12 protein-coding genes and 1 riboswitch are annotated in these 16,113 nt (G+C 53.2%); of the genes, 5 read left to right on the top strand and 7 right to left on the bottom strand.

Annotated elements, in window-relative coordinates:
• Positions 1 to 2: 2 nt before the first annotated feature.
• Positions 3 to 1,163, top strand: a complete 1,161-nt coding sequence (locus AB1E22_RS12690) for a glutathionylspermidine synthase family protein (RefSeq protein WP_367595615.1) — start codon at positions 3 to 5, stop codon at positions 1,161 to 1,163.
• Positions 1,164 to 1,378: 215 nt separating this feature from the next.
• Here the strand turns inward: AB1E22_RS12690 and ygiD are convergent, their stop codons facing one another.
• A complete protein-coding gene (ygiD, locus tag AB1E22_RS12685) occupies positions 1,379 to 2,167 on the bottom strand; it encodes a 4,5-DOPA dioxygenase extradiol (protein WP_367595614.1) in 789 nt (262 codons plus the stop codon).
• A gap of 198 nt (positions 2,168 to 2,365) precedes the next feature.
• Here ygiD and zupT point away from each other — a divergent pair, with 198 nt between their 5' ends.
• Entirely contained in the window at positions 2,366 to 3,133 is a 768-nt protein-coding gene (gene zupT, locus AB1E22_RS12680) for a zinc transporter ZupT (RefSeq protein WP_367595613.1), read from the top strand.
• A gap of 64 nt (positions 3,134 to 3,197) precedes the next feature.
• On the opposite strand, the gene ribB is transcribed toward zupT, so the two are convergent.
• A complete protein-coding gene (gene ribB, locus AB1E22_RS12675) occupies positions 3,198 to 3,851 on the bottom strand; it encodes a 3,4-dihydroxy-2-butanone-4-phosphate synthase (protein WP_367595611.1) in 654 nt (217 codons plus the stop codon).
• Positions 3,852 to 3,949: 98 nt separating this feature from the next.
• Positions 3,950 to 4,097, bottom strand: a riboswitch (FMN riboswitch).
• A 125-nt stretch (positions 4,098 to 4,222) separates the two neighbouring features.
• Between ribB and ubiK the strand changes: the two genes are divergently transcribed.
• Entirely contained in the window at positions 4,223 to 4,507 is a 285-nt protein-coding gene (ubiK, locus tag AB1E22_RS12670) for a ubiquinone biosynthesis accessory factor UbiK (protein WP_232866253.1), read from the top strand.
• A gap of 44 nt (positions 4,508 to 4,551) precedes the next feature.
• Here the strand turns inward: ubiK and hldE are convergent, their stop codons facing one another.
• Genes hldE through AB1E22_RS12655 form a run of 3 tightly spaced genes read right to left on the bottom strand, consistent with a single transcriptional unit; the run spans position 4,552 to position 10,213 of the window.
• Complete coding sequence (hldE, locus tag AB1E22_RS12665) at positions 4,552 to 5,982, bottom strand: bifunctional D-glycero-beta-D-manno-heptose-7-phosphate kinase/D-glycero-beta-D-manno-heptose 1-phosphate adenylyltransferase HldE (protein ID WP_367595610.1); 1,431 nt, start codon at positions 5,980 to 5,982, stop codon at positions 4,552 to 4,554.
• A gap of 43 nt (positions 5,983 to 6,025) precedes the next feature.
• Entirely contained in the window at positions 6,026 to 8,887 is a 2,862-nt protein-coding gene (gene glnE / locus AB1E22_RS12660; protein ID WP_367597370.1) for a bifunctional [glutamate--ammonia ligase]-adenylyl-L-tyrosine phosphorylase/[glutamate--ammonia-ligase] adenylyltransferase, read from the bottom strand.
• Positions 8,888 to 8,914: 27 nt separating this feature from the next.
• A complete protein-coding gene (locus tag AB1E22_RS12655; protein WP_367595609.1) occupies positions 8,915 to 10,213 on the bottom strand; it encodes a CYTH domain-containing protein in 1,299 nt (432 codons plus the stop codon).
• Between the two features lie 241 nt (positions 10,214 to 10,454).
• Here AB1E22_RS12655 and AB1E22_RS12650 point away from each other — a divergent pair, with 241 nt between their 5' ends.
• Both AB1E22_RS12650 and AB1E22_RS12645 read left to right on the top strand, forming a co-directional pair.
• Positions 10,455 to 11,075: a TIGR04211 family SH3 domain-containing protein gene (locus AB1E22_RS12650; RefSeq protein ID WP_367595608.1), complete on the top strand. Its 621-nt coding sequence runs from the start codon at positions 10,455 to 10,457 to the stop codon at positions 11,073 to 11,075.
• Positions 11,076 to 11,151: 76 nt separating this feature from the next.
• Positions 11,152 to 12,399: a multifunctional CCA addition/repair protein gene (locus tag AB1E22_RS12645; RefSeq protein WP_367595607.1), complete on the top strand. Its 1,248-nt coding sequence runs from the start codon at positions 11,152 to 11,154 to the stop codon at positions 12,397 to 12,399.
• Here the strand turns inward: AB1E22_RS12645 and AB1E22_RS12640 are convergent.
• Complete coding sequence (locus AB1E22_RS12640; protein WP_367595606.1) at positions 12,380 to 13,615, bottom strand: MFS transporter; 1,236 nt, start codon at positions 13,613 to 13,615, stop codon at positions 12,380 to 12,382. The two genes, AB1E22_RS12645 and AB1E22_RS12640, sit on opposite strands and share 20 nt — an antisense overlap.
• 4 nt (positions 13,616 to 13,619) lie before the next feature.
• Positions 13,620 to 16,100 (bottom strand): phosphoenolpyruvate--protein phosphotransferase, encoded by a 2,481-nt coding sequence (gene ptsP / locus AB1E22_RS12635; RefSeq protein WP_367595605.1) that lies wholly within the window; start codon positions 16,098 to 16,100, stop codon positions 13,620 to 13,622.
• Between the last annotated feature and the right edge of the window lie 13 nt (positions 16,101 to 16,113).

Below are 16,113 nucleotides of genomic sequence, written 5' to 3'. Positions count from 1 at the left end.
TTATGGAAAGAATTGCGATTACAGAGCGCCCGGACTGGTGCGAGAAAGCCACAGAATACGGTTTCAATTTTCACACTATGTATGGCGAACCATACTGGTGTGAAGATGCTTATTACAAACTGACGCTCCCACAGGTTGAACGCCTCGAAGAAGTGACGGCTGAACTGCATCAGATGTGCCTGAAGGTTGTCGAAAAAGTGGTAAGCAGCGATGAGCTGTTGGCTAAATTTCGCATTCCTAAACACACCTGGGAGTTTGTGCGCCAGGCCTGGCGTACTCAGCAGCCCTCGCTCTATTCCCGCCTCGATCTGGCGTGGGATGGCGTAGGTGAACCTAAGCTTCTGGAAAACAATGCCGACACTCCCACTTCTTTATACGAAGCAGCATTTTTCCAGTGGATCTGGCTTGAAGATCAGATTCAGGCCGGTAATCTGCCTGCCGAAAGCGATCAATTCAACAGCCTGCAAGAAAAGCTCATCGAACGTTTTGCCGAATTGAAACAGCAACACGGTTTCAACTTGCTGCATTTCGCTTGCTGCCAGGACACGGTAGAAGATCGCGGTACGGTTCAGTATCTGCAAGATTGTGCCGCAGAAGCAGACGTAGCCAGCGAGTTTGTGTACATGGAAGAGATCGGCCTGGGCGAAAAAGGCCAGTTTACCGATTTGCAGGATCAAGTGATCAGCAATCTTTTTAAGCTCTATCCGTGGGAATTCATGCTGCGTGAGATGTTCTCTACCAAGCTGGAAGACGCTGGCGTGCGCTGGCTGGAACCTGCCTGGAAGAGCATTATCTCCAACAAAGCATTGCTGCCGATGCTATGGGAAATGTTCCCGGATCACCCAAACTTGCTGCCCGCTTATTTCGCCGAAGATAGCTATCCAGAGATGGATAAGTACGTGATGAAGCCAATCTTCTCCCGCGAAGGTGCAAACGTGAAGATCATCGAAAACGGCCAGGAAATCGCCCGTGTCGATGGGCCTTACGGTGAAGAAGGGATGATCGTCCAACAGTTCTATCAATTACCAAAATTTGGTGACAGCTATGTGCTGATCGGGAGCTGGCTTATCAACGATCAACCTGCGGGAATTGGTATTCGTGAAGATCGGGACTTGATCACCCAGGATCTTTCACGTTTTTATCCGCATGTTTTTGTAGAGTAATTATTTCCCTCCTCTTAGGTTCTGACCCCACCCCAACCCTCCCCGGACTGTACACCTTTCCAGGGGAGGGAGCAGCTAACGCCTCATGTCTTTTGCTCCTCCACCTGGCAAGGGGGAGGCTGGGTGGGGATCATTCGTTCCAGATACAGCCAGAGTCACCAGCACTTGTGTTCAAAGATGTGACTAAGAGGCAGCTTATGGATACGGGGAAAATATCACCCAATCTGCACCGAAAGCATACTCAGCGACCCCATCTCAATGCCATCGACTGGCAGCGTTATCGGCTCTTTGCCGTCCCACGCCCCCAGAACATAGAGCAACGGTAAATAGTGATCCGGCGTTGGGTTAGATAACGATCCGCCTTCGTGTTGTAAATAATTCACTAACGGATGCTCGGCAACTGGCCCCTGCCAGGTAAGGTTATCTTTCACATATTGGTTAAACGACTCAGCCCATGGATAAGGCGTGTTTTCACCGTGCCAGCGTACGGTTCTGAGGTTATGAACAACGTTACCGCTGGCAATCAGCATAATTCCCTGTTCGCGCAGCGTTGCCAGTTTGCGACCAATCTCAAAATGCCAGGCCGCCGGTTTGGTACTGTCGATGCTGAGCTGCACCATTGGAATATCAGCATTCGGGTACATCTTGATCAGCACACCCCAGGAGCCGTGGTCAAACCCCCAGGCTTCTTTATCCTGCATTACCGGAACAGGAGCCAGCAAATCCACTAACTGCTGAGCCAGTTCCGGCGAGCCCGGAGCGGGATAATGCGTATCGTAGAGCGCCTGCGGGAAACCACCGAAATCGTGAATGGTTTTTGGCGTTTCCATCGCCGTAACGCCGGTGCCTTTCGTGAACCAGTGCGCAGATACCACCACAATAGCTTTAGGACGCGGTAAGGTCTCTCCCAAATGACGCCAGGCTTGGGTATAGTGATTATCTTCCAGCACGTTCATTGGGCTGCCGTGTCCCAGGAACAGCGCAGGCATTCGTTGGGTAGTCATGGTGGTGTCCTTTGTCAGGTCATTCAGTTTATAAACACCACAGTACGCGTTTTTGCGTCATGAAGAACTCAGATAACCATGATGAAGATCTTCAGGAAATTTGAATGTAAGCGATGTGTAAAGCTTCTCAACGAGCTCTCGATTTTTGGCACATTGCCCGTTAATATGAATGAGAATCATTATCATAAGGAGCGATAAATGTCAGTACCCTTGATTCTGACCCTGTTAGCAGGGGGAGCCACTTTCATTGGTGCCTTGCTTGGCGTAATTGGCCAGAAGCCATCAAACCGTGTGCTGGCATTTTCTCTCGGTTTTGCAGCGGGCATTATGCTGCTTATCTCGTTGATGGAGATGTTGCCCGCAGCGCTTCATACCGAAGGAATGTCACCGGTGCTGGGCTATGGCATGTTTATGGTCGGCCTGTTGGGCTACTTTGCCCTTGATCGCGCCCTGCCCCATGCTCATCCGCAAGATCTAATGGACAGCAAACCGCAGCCGCGTAATCTGCGCCGCACCGCGCTATTACTCACTCTTGGCATTAGCTTGCATAACTTCCCCGAAGGCGTGGCGACGTTCGTCACCGCCAGCAGCAATCTGGAATTAGGGATGGGTATTGCCCTTGCAGTGGCACTGCATAACATTCCTGAAGGGTTAGCCGTTGCAGGGCCGGTGTATGCGGCAACCGGTTCTAAGCGCAAAGCGATCTTCTGGGCAGGGATTTCAGGCCTGGCGGAAATTCTGGGCGGCGTACTGGCCTGGCTGATTCTGGGCACAATGGTGTCGCCGGTTGTCATGGCGGCAATAATGGCCGCTGTTGCGGGCATTATGGTGGCGCTGTCGGTCGATGAACTGATGCCGCTCGCTAAAGAGATCGATCCCCACAACAATCCAAGTTACGGTGTGCTTTGTGGGATGGCAGTGATGGGATTTAGTTTGACGTTGCTGCAAACCAGCGGAATTGGCTAATACTCGTCATACTTCACAAATAGAAAAGCCCGGTGTCAAAACCGGGCTTTTTGCATTGAGCGGGTTAGCTGGCTTTACGTTCGTGAGTCTGGCGATATTCGACCAGGTCTTCAATCGTTACGACAGCCATGTTGTGCAGGCGGGCAAAGGTGATGCACTCTGGTGCACGCGCCATTGAGCCATCGTCGTTGGTCAGTTCGCACAGCACGCCGGCAGGTTTAAACCCAGCAAGCGTCACCAAATCGATAGTCGCTTCAGTATGACCGCCACGAGTTAACACGCCGCCCGGCTGAGCACGGAGCGGGAATACATGGCCCGGACGGTTCAGGTCGCTTGGTTTTGCGCCATCAGCAATCGCTGCACGCACGGTAGTAATACGGTCAGCCGCAGAAACACCGGTGGTTACACCACTTGCCGCTTCGATAGTTACAGTAAACCCGGTGCCATAAGCACTGGTGTTGTTCTCAACCATCATTGGCAATTCAAGTTGTTTACGGCGTTCTTCGGTCAGGCACAGGCAAACAATACCGCTACCGTGACGAATGGTCAGAGCCATTTGCTCAACGGTCATGGTTTCGGCCGGGAAAATCATGTCGCCTTCGTTCTCGCGATCTTCATCGTCAAGAACCATAACCCCGCGTCCTTCACGTAGGGCTTCAAGAGCCAGTTCTACGCGCTGTGTAGGGGTGCCAAATGCAGAAAGGAGCGTCTGATTCATGGTAAAAAAACCTCATTAAAATTATGGTTACCAGAATCAGGGCAGTCTTAGGAGCTATAAAAATAACGTGAGCAGGCTGATAAAAGCTTGAGCTTAGTCGTTACTCTCTCCCATCCGGACTATAACCGTCGGCCCCGGAATTACACCGGATCTGCTGACCTCCAGATTGCTCTGGAGCGCTCGCGGGCTTTCAGCGTTCGCTGATTTACCGCCGGTGGGGAGTTACACCCCGCCCTGAGAATAAGCAGACTTACTATAACGCCGATGATTTTCTCTGGCAACGCCAAACCTTAGAACATTTCGGGTTTCTAAGGCGTCACTCAGGCATTACAATTAGGGCATACCAATCCCGTAACATTATGGAAGCCGCTATGATTGACCCGAAAAAAATTGAACAGATCGCTCGCCAGGTTCACGAGTCAATGCCGAAAGGGATTCGTGAATTCGGGGATGATGTTGAAAAGAAAGTTCGCCAGGTTTTACAGTCGCAGTTAACCCGTTTGGATCTGGTCAGCCGTGAAGAGTTTGATGTACAAACTCAAGTGCTGCTGCGCACTCGTGAGAAACTCGCTTTGCTTGAACAGCGTTTGACTGAGCTTGAGAATCGTAGTGTTCAAGCGCCAGAAGTGACGCCACCGACTGAACCACAGATGTAAAAAAACGCCCCAAGTGTGGGGCGTTCTTTATTATTCACAATAACTTATGCGTCCTGGCTTTGAATCTTCTTAATGATATTGGTGGTGGAGCAACCATCTTCAAAGTTCAGAACCATCACTTCACCGCCGTTGGCCCAGACTTCTTTACTCCCGGCAATATCATCCGGTTTGTAATCGCCACCTTTCACCAGCAGATCAGGCAAGATTTCACCGATCAAGCGTTGCGGCGTATCTTCTTCAAACAGCACCACCCAGTCCACGGCTTCCAGCGCTGCCAGCACGATCATGCGTTGATCCTGCGGGTTCACCGGGCGAGTTTCGCCTTTCAGGCGTTTGGTGGAGGCATCGCTGTTTGCAGCCACAATTAAGCGGTCACCCAGCTTGCGCGCATTCGCCAGATACGAAACGTGGCCTGCGTGCAGAATGTCAAACACGCCGTTAGTCATAACGACTTTCTCACCGCGCTTACGCGCAGCCGCTACCGCAACTTTTAACTCCGCTTCGGTCATTACACCAAAACCTGCGTCGGCACGGCCACGAACGGCATTTTCCAGCTCGATAGGAGAAACGGTGGACGTACCCAGTTTACCGACCACAACACCCGCTGCTGCATTAGCAAAGTAGCACGCTTCTTCAAGGCTGTTGCCCGCAGCAAGCGTTGCCGCCAGCACACCAATCACCGTATCGCCCGCACCGGTCACATCGTAAACTTCCTGCGCCTGCGTCGGCAGATGGAACGGCTCAATACCAGGCTGTAGCAGCGTCATACCGTGTTCTGAACGGGTGATCAGCAAAGCGGAAAGCTCATATTCAGCAATCAGCTTCATTCCGCGTTCCACCAGCTCTTCGTCGTTCTTACACTTGCCGACGACCGCTTCAAATTCAGAAAGATTTGGCGTCAGCAAGGTCGCACCGCGATAGCGATTAAAGTCGGTTCCTTTTGGATCAATCAGCACCGGCACTTTAGCCGCACGCGCAAGGCTAATCATGTGCTGAACGCTCGCCAACGCACCTTTCGCGTAGTCCGAAAGCACCAGAGCGCCGATATGCGGCAGAGCCTGGCTAATTCGTTCGTGCAGCGGTTCCGGGTCTACGCCTTCAAAACCTTCTTCGAAGTCGAGGCGGATCAGCTGCTGGTTGCGGGAAAGTACACGCAGTTTGGTGATTGTCGGATGAGTCGGTACCGAAACGAAATCGCACTTAACGTTAACGCCAGCCAGCGTCTGGCTGAGTGCTCGTGCAGCATCATCAATACCCGTCAGACCCACCAGGCGTGAATTGGCACCTAACGAAGCGATGTTCATTGCCACGTTCGCGGCACCGCCAGGACGCTCTTCAATGTTATCAACTTTCACCACTGGCACCGGAGCTTCCGGGGAGATGCGGCTCGTAGGGCCATACCAGTAGCGATCCAGCATCACATCACCAACTACCATGACGCCTGCACGGCTGTATTCGGGCAGCGTTACTTTCATTCCTGACTCTCCAGAGAGGGATAAAATTTTGTCGCGGATAATATCACAATTCATTCTCCATGCGCGTTTGCGCCTCGCCCAACCACACTTTCCAGCTACGTTTAACTTGCTCACGTTCGGCCGTAAAGGCATCAAGCGCCACGTTTCCGGGCAGCTCTTGTAAGGCAAGATGATGAAGTTCATCACGCAAAGTGACATAAGCATGCGTCAGGGCTTTTGCTTCGTCATCACTCATGATGTCGTTTTGCGCCATTAATTCCAGAATGCGCACATTGTCCGACCAACGTGTCAGTTTTGGGGCCTGTGCCGCATAACGTAAAACCAGGTATTGAGTGATAAATTCAATATCGGTGATACCGCCTTCATCGGCTTTAATATCAAAGCGATCCCGTTTTTTCCCGCCCAGGTGTGCGCGCATTTTTTCGCGCATTTCACGCACTTCAGTCTGAAGTTTTTCACCTTCACGAGGGATGCATAAAATCTGACGCCGAATAGCATCAAATTCCTGCTTCAACTGCGGATCGCCATAGACGATACGCGCGCGCACCAAGGCTTGATGCTCCCAGGTCCAGGCTTCATTTTGTTGATAATCGGCAAAAGCTTCAGCGGTAGTCACCAGCATTCCCGCCGCACCGGATGGACGCAAACGCGCATCCACTTCATACAAAATACCTGACGAAGTGCGGGTGCTGAACAAGTGCATAATGCGTTGCGCGAGGCGCAGGTAAAACTGACGGCCGTCGATTTCGCGCTCGCCATCAGTCATCACGTCAGACGGGCAATCATGCAGGAATACAAGATCCAAATCTGAGCTGTAGCCCAGTTCCCAACCGCCTAATTTCCCATAACCGACGACAGCAAAACCGCGCCCTTCCCGATTCTGTAAATGTTTTGGCTGGCCGTAGCGCTGCACCATCTGCGCCCAGGCCTGCTGGACAACCGCGTCAATCATCGCTTCGGCAAGCCAGGTCAAATGGTCGCTCACTTTCATCACCGGTAACGTTCCGGTGATGTCAGCCGCCGCAACACGCAACAGTTGGGCCTGCTTAAACTGGCGCAAGGCTTCGAGCTGCTGCTCTTCGTCGTCGTCCGGCACACGCAGCAGATACTGGCGGAGTTCGTCCCGATAGGCATCGGTAGCGGTTGGCTGGTAAAGCGTATTCGGATCAAGCAGTTCATCGAGCAAAAGCGGATAACGCGCTAACTGGCTGGCAATCATTGGCGATGCCGCGCACAGCGTAATCAGGTGCTTCAATGCGCCAGGATATTCCGTCAGCAGTTCGAGATAAGTGGTGCGCGTGACAATGCCGAGCAACAATGGCGTTAAACGCGATAACGGCAATGGCGCGTCGTTGCGGGAACAGGCTTCGCATAACAAACGTGGCATCAGTTGATCCAGCACCTGGCGACCGCGCGGGCCGATGGTGCGTTTGTCGGTATCCTGGCGGAAATCGCTCACCAGACGTAACACTTCAGCGCGTGCTTGCGAGGTTAAATGCTCAAGGACAGGGGTGTTTTCATCAGCGTCCAGCGCGTCCTGCCACAGCTCACGCCAGGTTTCCGCGAGCTTATCTTCCCCTGGCTCCGGTTCATCATCGCCAATTAATTCGTTAAAGACCTGCCGCACCGCATTCATATGCTGTTGCAGACTTTCTTGTAGCTCTTCCCAGCTTTGCGCATTCATACCCCACGCGAGACGCGCGCGGTTTAGCTCATCGCCAGGCAGGGTTTGAGTCTGTTCATCATTGATGCTTTGCAGCAAGTTTTCGAGGCGCCGCAGATAGAGGTAAGCCGCGTGTAATTTTGCGGCATCATCTTCTGGCAACAGGTGTAATTGTTGGATAGACGCAAGGGTTGGCAGCAAAGAACGAGACTGCAAAGCCGGTTCGCGTCCCCCGCGAATCAACTGGAAAACCTGGACGATAAACTCGGTTTCACGGATGCCGCCTGCGCCGAGCTTAATGTTATCCGTCAGTCCCCTGCGGCGCACTTCCCGGGCAATCATCCCTTTCATATTACGTAGTGACTGAATCACGCTGAAGTCGATATAGCGGCGGAAAACAAAAGGCCGCAGCATGTTGCGTAACTCCTGGCTCCAGGCGTCATCGGTGTCACCCATGACGCGGGCTTTGACCATCGCGTAACGTTCCCAGTCGCGCCCTTGCTCCTGATAATAATCTTCCAGGGCAGCGTAACTTAACACCAGCGGGCCGCTGTCGCCGAACGGGCGCAGACGCATGTCGACACGATAAACAAAGCCGTCTTGTGTCGGCTGGTCGAGGACTTTAATTAAGCGCTGGCCGAGGCGGGTAAAGAATTGTGCGTTATCCAGTTCGCGCCGCCCTCCCTGGGTTGAACCGTTTTCGGGCCAGGCAAAAATCAGATCGATATCAGAGGAGAAATTCAGCTCACCGCCGCCAAGTTTGCCCATGCCGAGAATCATCAGGGGTTGCGCGACGCCAGCTTGATTACACGGCTTTCCCCACTCGCGGCAACATGCGGCATAGAGCCAGTCGCGGGCGGCAATAATCAGCGTTTCCGCCAACACGCTAAGTTGCTGGAGGGTGCTTTCGGTCGGCACCTGCTGCAAAGCCTGCGCCCAGGCAATTCTCACCATCATGCGGCGACGGAACAGACGCAGAGCGGTCATTAACGCGGGTTCACTATCAATCCCCTGCAATTCCTGCTGTAACCAGCCCGCGTAGTGTTGCCATTCGTCTGCCTGCGGGGAAGATTGCTCCAGTTCCGCAAGCCATGCGGGATGAGCCGCTATGCTGTCACAAACAAAATCACTAAACGCCAGCACTGCCTGAGCCTTTGGGCTTAGCGCCTGACGGTCAATCTCTTGTGGCAGACGCGCCAGCGCCGCCTGCAAATGCTGCTGTAAAAGTGGCGCTTGCGACATCATGGTCGTATCCCTTACAAACGATGGTTATTTCCCGCTATGCAGCCAGAAAGGTGCCTGCGAAATAGCTTCATTACGATAATGCTCAATTTCAACCTGTTGACGCGTCACAATGGCGTGGCGCAGCCCTTGCCAGTTATCCAGCCAGGGTTGCGTTTTTGCATCGTCATAAACGCCCGCCAGCAGGCGGATAGAGCCGGTTTCACGCGCCAGACGCGGGAGTTGATCAGCATAGCTATCGCCTAACGGGCGCTGGAAAGTTTCTTTCAGTTCTGCGGCATGGCGCGAAAGATGGGTGTCTGCAAAACGCTTAAACGACCCCGCCAGTTTGACATTGGCTTTTTCGTCGGTGAATTTCTGCCATTGACGCCCCACCAGCCATTCGGTAAGTGCGAGTTTGGCAGCGCTGCTTTGCGTGCTGAACGCCAGCTCAGGCGCTTTCAGCTCTTCGGTCAGCATCGTTTCATAGGTTGCCAGCAGCTCACGTAATTGTGTGCTTGCCTTACGCGGAATAATGCCGCCAAACAGCGCCAGCGCATGGCGCACCAGGCCAACCGCTTCCAGAACCTGAGCTTTCGCCTTGCCGTTACCGCGCAGCCAGAGTTCTTCATGGTATTGCCAGTGGGATAAAGCCAGTTCCAGCGAACCTTCCAGGCCTTGTTCAATCGTGGCTTTCGGCGGAACGCGCAGCACGGTTAACGGTTTAATTTCGCGTTCCGTATTTCCCTGCGCCAGATGGTAACCGCGCGCGGCTTTACTCAGGCTTCCCTGACGCAACCCCGGTTGAGCGACCAGTTGTTTTGCAAACGCAAGAATATCGGCCGTTTCGCCTTCCAGCAGTTCAAGCTCCAGCTCGCACAGGGGTTCAGCCAGCTCGCCCGCTTTGACTTCGCCTAAATCCAGCGCCAGTTCGATACGGCTTTTGCCGTGGGTCACCACCCATTTCTCGCGCGCAAAATCGGTGCTGAAAAGCGGGTTAAGCTGCGCCTGCAACTCATTTGGGGAAAGCCCTTCCGGCCAAACTTCTTGTGGGAACAGGGACAAATCCAATTCCGGCCCGTTCAATTCCACATTGTATTCCGGGCGCTGGTGTAACCCACCCGTCACACGCCCTGCAATTTTCATCGTCATTTCATAGCGGCCGTTATCGCCACGGATGCGAAGCCCCATATCATGACGACGCAACTGATTATCAGCCGTCTCATAATAGATGTTGAGCAGTTGACGAGGTTCACTGTGCTGGCTTTCCAGCGCGTTTAATGTGTTACGCAAAGAATCCAGTTCAGCTGGATTAACAATAAATTTGAGTTCGATTTCCTGAGTCATCGTATTTTTACTTTTCGTTGTGTTACGCCGGGTATACTCGGCGAACTTAATCGTTTAATAGCGGTCAGTAGATAATATTTTTCACTAAATTACCATGAGTGGCGCGCATTTTGACGGGCCATTGAGCGTGTGCATTTGGTCAAATTCACACCAGGATGATTCTCATTCAGGTTTACGGATTGCACCGTCAGACTGATGCCACTACTATCGTTCCACTATTTATGACAATAACGACGAAATCATGCACAAATTCCGCCTAATTTGCCTTACTTTGCTCTCTCTTAGCGTTTCTGTTGTGGCTCATGCCGATGAAAAACGTTATGTATCTGATGAATTGAATACTTGGGTGCGTAGTGGTCCCGGGGATAATTACCGTCTGCTTGGCACTGTGAACGCCGGCGAAGAAGTCACCCTGCTGCAAAGCAATGAAGAAACAAAATATGGCCAGGTGCGGGATAGCAACGGCCGTACCTCATGGATTCCTCTTGCGCAATTGAGCGCCACGCCAAGCCTGCGTACTCGTGTGCCAGATCTTGAAAACCAAGTGAAAACCCTGACCGACAAACTCACCAATATCGACACAACCTGGAATCAGCGCACCGCTGATATGCAGCAGAAAGTGTCGCAAAGCGACAGCGTGATTACCGGTCTGAAAGAAGAAAATCAACAACTTAAAAACCAGTTGATCGTTGCGAAGAAGAAAGTCGACGCCGCGAACGTTCAGCTTGATGACAAACAACGCGCCATTATTATGCAATGGTTTATGTACGGCGGCGGTGTTGCCGGATTCGGCCTGCTGCTTGGCCTGTTGCTGCCACACATGATCCCAAGCCGTAAGAAGAAAGATCGCTGGATGAACTGATTCGTCTCAAACCATCTACAATTGCATAATAAATTGCATGGTATTGAATTAATTTGAGCGAAATCTGGGGCAAAGCGTGAAGATTTATCTGGTCGGTGGTGCAGTTCGTGATGGCGTGTTGGGAATACCGGTCAAAGATAAAGATTGGGTGGTAGTGGGTGCAACGCCACAAGAGATGCTGGATGCAGGCTATCAGCAGGTGGGGAAAGACTTCCCCGTTTTTCTGCATCCTAAATCGCGTGAAGAGTACGCGTTAGCGCGTACCGAGCGTAAATCAGGCCATGGTTATACAGGTTTTACCTGTTATGCCGCGCCTGATGTCACGCTTGAGCAGGATTTGCTGCGCCGCGATCTGACGATCAACGCCATTGCCCAGGACGAACACGGCGAGTTTATCGACCCTTATAACGGGCGTGCCGATATAGAAAAACGTCTGCTACGCCATGTCTCCCCCGCTTTCAATGAAGACCCGTTACGTGTTTTACGCGTAGCGCGTTTTGCTGCACGTTATGCCCATCTCAATTTCCAGATTGCCCCTGAAACACTAGCGCTGATGGCCTCGATGGCCGCCAACGGTGAACTTGAGCATCTGACGCCCGAGCGCGTCTGGAAAGAGACAGAAAATGCGCTCACCAGCCGAAATCCTCATGTGTATTTCGATGTGCTGCGCAAATGCGGTGCATTAGCCGTGTTATTCCCGGAGATCGACGCGCTATTTGGCGTCCCTGCGCCTGAGAAATGGCACCCGGAAATCGACACCGGTATTCACGTTCTGATGACGCTGGCGATTGCCGCGCAGCTCAGCCCGGAGGTGGATGTACGCTTCGCCACGCTGTGCCACGATTTGGGCAAAGGTTTGACGCCTAAAGAGTTCTGGCCGCGCCATCATGGGCACGGCCCGGCAGGCGTGAAACTTGTTGAGAAGTTATGCCAGCGCATGCGCGTGCCTAACGAAATCCGCGACCTTGCTAAACTGGTGGCTGAATATCACGACCTGATTCATACGCTGCCAATCTTGCAGCCAAAAACCATCATTAAATTATTCGATGCCATTGATGCCTGGCGCAAGCCGCAGCGCGTTGAACAAGTCGCCTTAACCAGCGAAGCTGACGCCCGTGGGCGCACCGGTTTTGAAGCCAGCGATTATCCTCAGGGCAGGCTGCTACGCGCCGCCTGGGTTGCGGCACAAAGCGTGACCAACAAAGAAGTAATTGATGATGGATTTAGCGGCCCGGCGATTCGCGAAGAACTCACGCGCCGCCGGATTGCCGCCGTTGAAGCCTGGAAAAAAGAGGCAGGACTTATCACGCCGCCTGCGGTCTGACGGACAGGGGTTGGCGCATTTTCAGGCCAACCCACATCAACACGCCATACGCAGCACACGGCAGCAAAAAACTCAGCCGTAAACCAACCGCATCCATCATCCACCCTTGCAGGAAGGGCAGCACCGCCCCGCCAATCCCCGCCATAATCAAAAAAGCAGAAGCCAGGCTGGTTTTATCCCCCAAATTACGTACGCTTTGCGAGAAAATCACCGGATACATCAGCGAATTCATCAAGCCAATTAACAGCAAACAGAATCCGCCCCAGCGGTTACCCAAAAAAATCGCCAGGATCACCAATAGCCCCGCGCTGAGGGTGGCTATGCGAAATACACTTACCGCGTTAACGCGATGCGCTACTGCACCGTAGAGCATTCGTCCTACGAGTGAACCGCCCCAGTAAATTGCAATCAGCGAGGTCGCCTGCTGCAGATCCAAATTGCCCAGCGAAGCATCGCTGAGATAGCTCAGTGCCGTGGTGCCAATCGCCACTTCCACGCCGACATAGGTAAAAATCGCCAGCAACCCGATGACAAAATGAGATTCACGAAACAGCGCTTTCGCGCTATGAGTCAAACGCTGCATCTGCTGTTGGCGAAAGTCGGGCAACCGGCAAAGCGACAACAAGCCAATCAACCCGCACGCCAGACCTGCAAGCACCACATAAAGCCAGCGTATCGGCTCCTGATGAGTTGCAAGGCTCACCGGGAAGAGAACCAGCAGCCCGGCAACCAACAAAGGCGCTGCGGTGGTGCCGGTGGAGTTTATTGCAGAAGCCAAACTCAACCGCCCCGCCGCCGTGGCTTCTGGCCCCAGGCGCGTGACATAAGGATTGGCGACCACCTGCATCGCCGCAACGCCAATTGCCAGAATAAAGATCGCCACCAGCACCAGCGAAAACGCAACCAGCCACATCGCCAGCGCCATTAACAGGCAGCCCATGACCGCAAACCCTACCGCCAACATCAGCGTCGTCCGGTACCCTAAGCGTGCCATCAGTGCCGAACAGGGCAAGCAGGCGACAAAAGGAGCCAGATAAAATGCGACATTAACCAGCATGGCATCCCGGTAAGTCAGCGAAAAATAGTGATAGAAAAAAGGAATCAACACGCTGTTGATGCTGGTCAGGCAGCCCCACAGGAAAAAGGCGCATGTCAGCACCGCCAGGGGTTTGCGAATGCTTTTGGCATCATTCGGTAACGCCGTCGTTAAAGTCATTTTGCTAAAGCGCCAGTTCGGTGGACAACAGAGCGGCAATCGCCGACGCGTCCGACAGCGTCAGTAGCTGCTCGCGGAAATCGCTATGCATGAGCTTGCGGGCGAGGCGTGAGAATATTTTCATATGGCTATCCTGCTCCTGCTCGTTAACCGTCAGCATAATCACCAGTTGCACTTCAACATCTTCACCCCAGGCAAGCGGCGTATTCAGCCGCAAGAGTGAAATACTACTGTGTAAAACATGAGGTGATTTACAGTGCGGAATAGCCACGGAGAATCCCAGCGCGGTGGAGAACACAGCTTCACGCTCCCAAATCGCCCTTTCTGCCAGCGGCCCAGATACCACGCGCTGCTGCACTTCCAGGTTATCCGTCAGCAACTTAATGGCCTCTTCTTTGCTGCTAACGGTTTTATCCAGCAGCAACAGTTCCGGCGCCAGAACCGGTTTTTGCGACTGCGCACGCAAGAATTGTTCAACGAGTTCCAGAACCTGTTCACCGCTCTCGCAGGCAATAGCTGACTCAAGAAGCGCCTGGCAATGTGCGGTATTCAGAGTGGTGAGAGCGTCCTTACAGGCCGTGATCATTCCCGCCGCCATGCTTAGCTGCGTTAATCCCATGCCCACTAACAACGGCAGCATCTGTTTATCAGCGGCCATTTCTCCACACAGGCTGATCTTGAGCCCTGCCGCCTGCGCACGATGGGTAATATCACGCATCAGCGCTAAAAACGTCGGATTACGGTAGTTGTAAAGATGACGCACGTAAGGGTTACCGCGATCGCACGCCAGGAAGTACTGCGCCAGGTCATTACTGCCGATCGAAACAAAATCGAGATAGTTTGCCGCTTTTTCCAGAAGATAAAGCGTCGAAGGCACTTCGACCATAATGCCCAAATGCCATTCACCCACGGCGATACCTTCTTGTTGCAGAGTTTGTGCGATGTGATGGAACTGGCCGTGCAGCCACTGAATTTCCTGAAGCGTTGCCACCATCGGCACCATAATATTTATCGGCCCCACAACGCTTGCCCGCAGCAAAGCACGCGCCTGAGTGGTGAAAATCTCCTGGAATTGCGGGTACATACGCACTGCCCGATAACCAAGGAACGGGTTTTCCTCTTTCGGTAAATCAAGAAACTCGCAGGGCTTATCGCCGCCAATATCCAGCGTGCGGATAGTGATTTTTTTACCCGCGGCGCTTCTTAACACCTCGCTATACGCCTGATATTGTTCCTCTTCGCCCGGTGCCTCTCTGCGTTCGCAAAACAGCATTTCGGTGCGGAACAACCCGAAACCATCAGCGCCCTGGGCAAATGCGCCCTGCGCTTCCACCGCAAGCGCGATATTCGCCAGTACGCTAACCCTGGTGCCATCCCTTGTTGCAACCTGTTGCCCGCGCAGCGGGGCACTGCGGGCAGCAATTGCCCGCTGCTTTTCGGTTTCCAGCCGATACCAGCTTTCCATGGTGGTATCGGGATTTGCCACCAGCAAACCGTAGCGACTGTCGAGCAGCAACATGCTGGCCTCGCGGGTCAGCCCCTCACTTTGCGTCACGCCACACAGCAACGGAATGCCAAATGATCGTGCAAGAATCACGGTGTGTGAGGTTTCCCCGCCGTCGCCCATCACGATGCCTTTCAAATGTGCGTTACGCAGGCGCAAAAACTGGCCGGGCGTGAGCGTACCGCTACAGATAACGATGCTGTCCTGGGTGAGCGTCAGTTGTGTCTCAAGCGGCCTGCCCAGTAAGTTTGCTGCAATTGCCTGGCAAAGATCGCGGATGTCGATCACCCGCTCACGCAGATACTGGCTGCTGCTGTTAAGTAATGGCTGGCTGAGTTGCTGCGCCGTCAGCGCAATGGCCTGCAACGCATTTCGTGCAGTCGGGTGTGAGAGCAAACACGTTTTAAAGGCCGGATCGCTCAATAATTTAAGCTGTGCCGCCAGCACTTGCGCGGCCCCCGCATCCCCTTCCGCCAGTGTTTTTTGGGTTAAAGCCCAGGCGTCACTTAATTGCTGCCGCTGGCGGGCAGCCTCAGCCGCAGGTTCCTGGCGCGATAACTCATAAAGATCGACGGAATCGATATGAACCGGAACGCCACGCCCGATCCCCTTACTGACGCCGTTGCCGCGCAGATATTTTGCCTCTGCATGTTCAATAAATACCGGCAGCGGTTGCGCGTGATTGTCCGGCGTTTGTGGCAGCGGCTCATCGCACTCTTCAAATTCATCGCGCATAAACGCCAGGAGATATTCATACGCCGCCTGCCGATCGTCACCTTCAATCAGGAACTGGCACTTATCGCCATGGGTAATATCCGCGCCGATCATTCCCAGCACGCTTTTAGCATCGGCCTGCGTTTTCTTGCTGATATTGATCAGCGTGACAGAAGAAGTGAAAACCTGCGTGCGCTGTTCAATTTCACTTGCCGGACGCGCATGAATGCCGTTGGGCAAGGTACAGATAAAGTCGAGTGTTAACATGGTTCTCTCGCCC

Source organism: Buttiauxella gaviniae (assembly GCF_040786275.1).
Classification (GTDB): Bacteria; Pseudomonadota; Gammaproteobacteria; order Enterobacterales; family Enterobacteriaceae; genus Buttiauxella; species Buttiauxella gaviniae_A.
This window is presented reverse-complemented; position numbering and strand designations above follow the sequence as displayed.

Excerpts from the sequence above, each read along its gene's own strand:
- AB1E22_RS12690 (WP_367595615.1), top strand. The coding sequence starts at position 3 with ATGGAAAGAATTGCGATTACAGAGCGCCCGGACTGGTGCGAGAAAGCC.
- ygiD (WP_367595614.1), bottom strand. The coding sequence starts at position 2,167 with ATGACTACCCAACGAATGCCTGCGCTGTTCCTGGGACACGGCAGCCCA.
- zupT (WP_367595613.1), top strand. The coding sequence starts at position 2,366 with ATGTCAGTACCCTTGATTCTGACCCTGTTAGCAGGGGGAGCCACTTTC.
- ribB (WP_367595611.1), bottom strand. The coding sequence starts at position 3,851 with ATGAATCAGACGCTCCTTTCTGCATTTGGCACCCCTACACAGCGCGTA.
- ubiK (WP_232866253.1), top strand. The coding sequence starts at position 4,223 with ATGATTGACCCGAAAAAAATTGAACAGATCGCTCGCCAGGTTCACGAG.
- hldE (WP_367595610.1), bottom strand. The coding sequence starts at position 5,982 with ATGAAAGTAACGCTGCCCGAATACAGCCGTGCAGGCGTCATGGTAGTT.
- glnE (WP_367597370.1), bottom strand. The coding sequence starts at position 8,887 with ATGTCGCAAGCGCCACTTTTACAGCAGCATTTGCAGGCGGCGCTGGCG.
- AB1E22_RS12655 (WP_367595609.1), bottom strand. The coding sequence starts at position 10,213 with ATGACTCAGGAAATCGAACTCAAATTTATTGTTAATCCAGCTGAACTG.
- AB1E22_RS12650 (WP_367595608.1), top strand. The coding sequence starts at position 10,455 with ATGCACAAATTCCGCCTAATTTGCCTTACTTTGCTCTCTCTTAGCGTT.
- AB1E22_RS12640 (WP_367595606.1), bottom strand. The coding sequence starts at position 13,615 with ATGACTTTAACGACGGCGTTACCGAATGATGCCAAAAGCATTCGCAAA.
- ptsP (WP_367595605.1), bottom strand. The coding sequence starts at position 16,100 with ATGTTAACACTCGACTTTATCTGTACCTTGCCCAACGGCATTCATGCG.